This is a genomic window from uncultured Gimesia sp. (genome assembly GCF_937910335.1).
Classification (GTDB): Bacteria; Planctomycetota; Planctomycetia; order Planctomycetales; family Planctomycetaceae; genus Gimesia.
Genome location: NZ_CALEMX010000513.1, coordinates 1 through 6,391, shown reverse-complemented (window position 1 = coordinate 6,391; position 6,391 = coordinate 1). Strand labels below are relative to the sequence as shown.

At 48.1% G+C, this 6,391-nt stretch carries 4 protein-coding genes; 2 read left to right on the top strand and 2 right to left on the bottom strand.

Annotation, left to right across the window (positions count from 1 at the left end):
• A partial coding sequence (locus Q0668_RS21120) for a right-handed parallel beta-helix repeat-containing protein (RefSeq protein WP_298868270.1) occupies positions 1-1,504 on the top strand: 1,504 nt, incomplete at its 5' end.
• A gap of 63 nt (positions 1,505-1,567) precedes the next feature.
• Here the strand turns inward: Q0668_RS21120 and Q0668_RS21115 are convergent.
• Positions 1,568-2,920 carry a carbon-nitrogen hydrolase family protein gene (locus Q0668_RS21115; protein ID WP_298868268.1) on the bottom strand — a complete coding sequence of 451 codons (1,353 nt, stop codon included), beginning with the start codon at positions 2,918-2,920 and terminating at the stop codon, positions 1,568-1,570.
• A 302-nt stretch (positions 2,921-3,222) separates the two neighbouring features.
• The gene (gene glnA, locus Q0668_RS21110; RefSeq protein ID WP_298868272.1) at positions 3,223-4,635 is read right to left on the bottom strand and encodes a type I glutamate--ammonia ligase; all 1,413 of its coding nucleotides are present in this window, start codon (positions 4,633-4,635) and stop codon (positions 3,223-3,225) included.
• Between the two features lie 407 nt (positions 4,636-5,042).
• Between glnA and Q0668_RS21105 the strand changes: the two genes are divergently transcribed.
• The coding region (locus Q0668_RS21105) for an alkaline phosphatase (RefSeq protein ID WP_298868267.1) at positions 5,043-6,391 on the top strand (1,349 nt) is incomplete at its 3' end.

Sequence of the window (6,391 nt, the reverse complement as noted above, 5' to 3'; positions counted from 1 at the left end):
ATGGCGCAAATTACGTGCCAAAGCGAGGGAAGTCATCTGGGAAATGCGGGCTAATAATACGATCAATCATACCGGAGCCGGTACGGCAATCAGCCTCTCAAATTTAACAGGCCCCGCCACATTCAACCAGACGCCTCTTACCAAATCGGGTGGGCTCGGCGTGTCGATTTCCGGGGGTAGTGGAGATGTCACCTTCACCAATAGTTCGATTACCAATACCAACGGAAATGGCATCGATATCCAAAATGCAGGCGGGACAATACTGTTTGGACAAGTCACAACGACAAATGGTACGTCTCCTGTTAATGTCAGTAACAGTACCGCGAATATTACGATCAACAACCTCAACAGCACAGATTCCGGCACCGATGCCGTCCGGATTGACAACTTGACGGGTGGCAGTTTCGCTCTCAACAGCGGGACTATCACCGATAGTGGAGGGAGCGGGGTTTATGCTTCTAATTCAGAAAACATTACCATCAAGAGTACGACCATTGACACGCCCATGGATGAAGGTATCTTAGCCCAGAATGTCACGAATTTTAATTTCTCGTCCAATACAATCGATGATGCAGGCATTGATGGAATCGCAGTCACAAATGGTTCCGGCAACGGTACCATCAGCGGAAATACGATCCGGAGTATTCTGACCGCCTTCGATGACGCCATTGATGTCAGTATCAATGGAGACGCGACCGTCGACATCGACAATAACATCATCACCAGTGTGCTTGCCTTAGCGGGTACGGGAATCGAAGTCTCTACCTCAGGAGCCAGTAATGTAACAACACGCATTAGAGGCAACCAGATTACCAGTATCCTGAATGCATTTGGAGATGGAATAAATTACACAAGTAACTCAACCGGTGCCATGACGACCACCATTACCGGCAACACGATCCAAAATACCGCAGGTGTGTTCGGAGATGGTATTAGTGTGGTCTACAATTCAGGGTCAGCCACAACAACGATCGCTAATAATACGATCGATTCGGATGATCTGGTCAATCTGTTTGGAACGGGTATCTATCTCGGTCTGAATACGACTGGCACAACAAACACCACCATCAACCAAAACACCATTTCTGATGATGCTCTTGCAGCACTGTTTGACGATGGGATCTCGCTGGACATTGATCGTGGTACAGATCACGATATCTTCGTCACAAACAACTTGATTGCACAGACCGGTGGTCTCTTTGATGATAGTATCGAAGTGCTCATGGATAGTGGCACAGCCAGCGCTGCCCGCATCCAGGTCAATAACAATATTTTATCGGGTGGTATTGGTGGAGTAGGACTCGACGTGTTTGTCGGCTCGCCTCATCTACTCTGTGTAGAGGCATCGGGAAATACAACTAATACGTCTCTCGACTTCTTTGCTGCCGTGGGCGGTACCATCAACGTGGAAGACCTGCCTAACCTCTCGACAAACAACAACGGTGCCACGGTTAATACAGGCGGCGGAGGCACAATCATAAACATTGCCGACTGCTTCCCGTAAACGACTAAATGAATTGCGTAGATTGTGAAAAAGACAATCTGCAAGGTCCACTCAGAATATCTGCTATGGCTTCGTAGCTACTTCCGGGCGGTGCCGTTCGATTTGTGATTTGAAATCTCCCAGACTCTGCCAATAAAGCGGATGATTCAAGTCAACTTCAGTGATGGCAACCGTACCCCATTCTTTAGCCTGCGCCAAGGGTTTACCGTCCAGACCATAAATCGCAGAGATCATCCAGTTAGAAGACGTGTCTGTGTAAGTACTGCTGATGACGTAAACATGATTCTCACAAGCACGTGCCGCACCGAGCATCGGATTACAACCCCATACAGGCCAGGCAATCACTTCGGCGCCATTTTTACTCAGTTCGCGTGCCACTTCCGGAAAGAACCCGTCGTAGCAGATCATCATGCCCACTTTTCCAAAACGGGTTTCAAAAACAGGATACTCGCTACCCGGTGTAACTCCCCCTTCGATCTCGCCGCGAGGTAGTGTCACTTTTCGATATTTGCCGACAATTTTTCCATCCGGACCAATTAACACGGCAACGTTGTAAACCAGATGCTTTGCGCGTTCGTAAAGACCGACCACGATATACAGATCATGTTTTTTGGCAAGCTCACCAAAATAGTTAGTGGAAGGACCAGGAATGGCCTCTGCACACTCGGCATAGGGCAGTTTTGTGCCATAGACCGTAATTGATTCGGGAAGTACTACCAGGTCTGCTTTCTGCTCCGCCGCCTCTTCAATCAACTTAGCGAACTGTGCCGGTTTATCACTGGGTAATTTTCCTGCTTGAGGACGATGATGTATCGTAGCAAGCCGCACGATGCGCGGTTTTATCTCTGCGGACTTTTCGAAGCGGATATCACTCCATTGAATTTTCGAATGTGGTGGCCCCCAGCGAAAATGCAATTCGATTTGAACCTGAGCCGCATCTGTAGGTGCCCGGTAAAGTCCGGAGACTTTCGTCCAGCCAGACTGAGTTTCCTGATCGGCGGGAAATTCGGGTTCCGCCTGAGGACGTTCACCCGGTCGATAGGATGCATACGATTTCTCATCCCGCTTCACACGCTTTCCCTTCTGATCAAGCCATCTCAAACGAGCTACGCCTGCTCTGCGAACGAGATCAATCCCGTCCGATTTTCGGAACGCACTGAATTCATAAGTCTGGCCTCCCTTCACGGGCAACGTCTTCTGAATGTGCCCCATCAAACCTTCCCGGCCATCTGCCTGGAGAATGAAGGCTCCTTTACCTTTCCGACCCGCTTTGGCATCCCAGGAAATATTCGGAAGCAGTTCTTCACGCGGCGACATCGCCTGCCAATCCTCATGAAGTACCGTTTCACCAGCTTGAGTCATTCGAGGGGAAAGCAGTATTGCAACAAAAAACAATAAACCAAATGCTTGTTTCATGAGGACTTCTCCGAGGACTTATGAGCGTTTCTAAGGTTGATCAAATAAGGCGGGACAATGCCCGAAGGGCCAGTATTATAACACAGCCGGATGAGGAAGGCATCTGAAATCTCATTTTTGTATTAGATTTGGGCGATACCGTTCCTCAGCGCTGGACTATCATGACGGGCCTCTCACCAGATACTGAGGATATTGGAATTCGTTATGAAAGTACCAAAGTGGTGCTATTCAAAAAAACGCGATTGGTGAAAAGCGTTCAATGGGAACGGGAGTCGCTTTAAGAACCCGATTCGGATCACGATTTAAATATCGTAATACATGGCGAATTCATAAGGATGGGGACGCTCGCGTAGCGCCGCCACTTCCTGAGTGGTTTTGTACCAGATCCAGGTGTCGATCACGTCTTCGGTAAAGACATCGCCGACAAGCAGGAACTTGTGATCGTCTCGCAAGGCCTGCAGTGACTGCTCGAGGGAATCAGGAACTGCAGGCAGCTCGGCCAGTTCATCTGCTTTCAGATCGTAGATATCTTTTTCCAGAGGTTGACCAGGATCAATTTTATTCTGAATACCATCCAGCATGGCCATCAAAACTGCTGACATGGCCAGATAGGGATTCGAAGAAGAATCGGGACAACGGAACTCGAATCGTTTATTTTCGGGATGCGGACTGTGCACGGGAATACGAATCGCCGCGGATCGGTTACGATAACTGTAAGTCAGATTGATGGGAGCTTCGTAGCCGGCAATCAATCGTTTATAACTGTTGGTCGTGGGACAGCAGAACGCAAACAGTGCAGGCGCATGTTTCAGAATACCACCCATGGCATACATGCCCATCTCGCTGAGGCCCCCATAGCGCGAACCTGCAAACAACGGTTTGCCCTCTTTCCAAAGCGACATATGAAGATGCAACCCGGAACCATTGTCATTCCAAAGTGGCTTGGGCATGAAGGTCGCAGTCTTACCATGTTTCACAGCGACATTTTTCACAATGTATTTGTAACGCAGCAAATTGTCAGCCGTCTTTAACAGCGGCGCATATTTCATGTCAATTTCACACTGGCCCCCGGTGGCAACTTCATGATGCTGCGCTTCGACTTCCACACCGCAATCCATCAACGCTAGCATCATCTCTGTACGCGCTTCCTGAAGTGTATCCGCGGGAGGAACGGGAAAGTAACCTTCCTTATATCGAATTTTATAGCCGGCGTTGGAGGAGCCGCCCGCCTTTCCTCGGTTCCATTGACCTTCAATACTGTCCACATGGTAATAACATTCATGCTCATTCTGATCAAAACGAACATCGTCAAAAATAAAGAACTCGGCTTCCGGCCCAAAATTGGCAACGTCTGCAATTTTGGTCGACCGCATATAGCTTTCTGCTTTTCGGGCAACATTGCGCGGATCTTTAGCATAGTCTTCACGCGTAATGGGATCCTGAATATTGCAGGTCATCACCAGGGTGTTGGACATAAAAGGGTCAACAAACGCCGTTTCAGGTTGGGGAACAACCAGCATGTCGCTTTCGTTGATGGCCTTCCAGCCGCGCATCGAAGAACCATCAAAGCCGAAGCCGTCTTCGAAACTCTTCTCCACCAATATCTTAGCCGGAATTGTGAAATGTTTTTGAGTTCCGGGAAAATCCATAAATCGCAGGTCGATAGCCTGAATTTCCCGTTCACGACAGAGGGCGAGCACTTCCCGAGGAGTCATCTTCGTTTCCTGATTTGAGTTTGTCATACATAAAAGATTCTATGTGAAAGCAGAATCGCATTATAATGCAAAACATATACCATTCCAGAATATTGCTCAATAAACAGGCATTATTGTTCGCACGTACACATACGCTAGCGCGGTCTCGTCGAGTTCAGGAGCGGATCTCCCCCACCATGATGAAAGAATGAATTAAGAAACCTGTGGGCTTTCGATCTTAACATCGCAGAAACTCACGATTGATTAGTTTCTGACTGGTTGACCCTGGCCGCGAATTCTGAATCTTCAAAACTTAACCAACGCTTCACGCTAAGACTGTTTACAAACCCCAGACCCGTCTGGCTATAATGAATTCCTGCCTTCCCATACTCTTTCCATTACTACTTTCCATTGCTTGTGAGGATCAAATGAAACGCGCCATTTCCAGTGGCCTGCTGGTATTGATTTTACTGATCATTGTCACGCCTGTTTCAGCAGAGAAACCTGTCTCGGCAGAGAAATCGAACATAGATCACATTCGTAAAATTCAGACGGAGGCAATTCGAAACAAAAAAAGCCCCGTTGCGCATTGGGGCTTTGATCCCGAAAATTATACACAATGGTCGACTCACTCATTGCGCCTGATCCCTGTCTACACATTTGGAACCCGAAAAAAAGGGAAGGGAATTAATCTGAATTCCTATTCAAAGAAGAATAGCCCCTACCGTGATAAGAAATCGTTAGAAGAAATTTATGGTTTCCTGCCGGAGAATACTCTGAATCCAGAAGCCAAATATCTCGATCAGACGAATCTTTTTGACTTGCAACAGGCGGCTCTCAAAGCGGGTAAGAAGAACATCATTTTATTTGTTTTTGATGGCATGGACTGGCAGACCACGAAAGCAGCCGCCCTCTTCTATACCGGTGAAGACAACTACAAGAGTGGTCGCGGTACCGGCCTGCATTTTCAGGATTACCGCGCAAAGGGCACATCACAATTTGGCTACATGGTGACGGCTCCTCATAATGATGGAACGACCGTTGATGTCAATCAACAAAGCGTCATTAACCCGGGAGGCAAAAAACGCGGCGGCTATAATGCAGCGAAAGGGGGAGCCAATCCCTGGACTGCAGGTAACGATAAAAAATATCTGGTCGGCAGTGTGAAAAACAATTACGGCGAACACGCTTATCCCGATTCGGCAAATACGGCTTCTTCGATGACAGCCGGCATTAAATCGTATAACAGTGCCATCAATGTCGATCCCACAGGAGCCCGCGTATCTACCATTGCACATGAGGCACAACAAAAAAGCTACGCGATTGGTGTTGTCACCAGCGTGCCTGTCACTCACGCAACGCCGGCCGCTGCCTACGCACATAATGTAAACCGAAATGATTACCAGGATCTGGCCCGTGACCTGCTAGGTCAGCCCTCGATTTCACACCCGGAAAAACCGCTGTCCGGAATGGATGTCGTACTGGGCGGCGGCTTTGGTACCGTCGAAACTCCCGCAGGAGCAAAAAAACAGGGAACGAATTTCATACCCGGTTGGAGATATATTTCTGAAGAAACGCTCAAGAAAGTTGATGTAAAAAATAAAGGTAAATATACCGTCGCCGTTCGTACTCCCAACAAAGAAGGGAGCTGTGGATTAAGAAAAGCCACTCAACTCGCAATCAAAAATAAAACAAGATTACTAGGCGTATATGGCGTCAAAGAATACTCGGCCCATTTACCCTATCAGACAGCCAACGGTGATTTCCAACCGGCGCC

Bases quoted from the DNA above. Each gene is read 5' to 3' on its own strand.
- Q0668_RS21115 (WP_298868268.1), bottom strand. From the start codon at position 2,920: ATGAAACAAGCATTTGGTTTATTGTTTTTTGTTGCAATACTGCTTTCC.
- glnA (WP_298868272.1), bottom strand. From the start codon at position 4,635: ATGACTCCTCGGGAAGTGCTCGCCCTCTGTCGTGAACGGGAAATTCAG.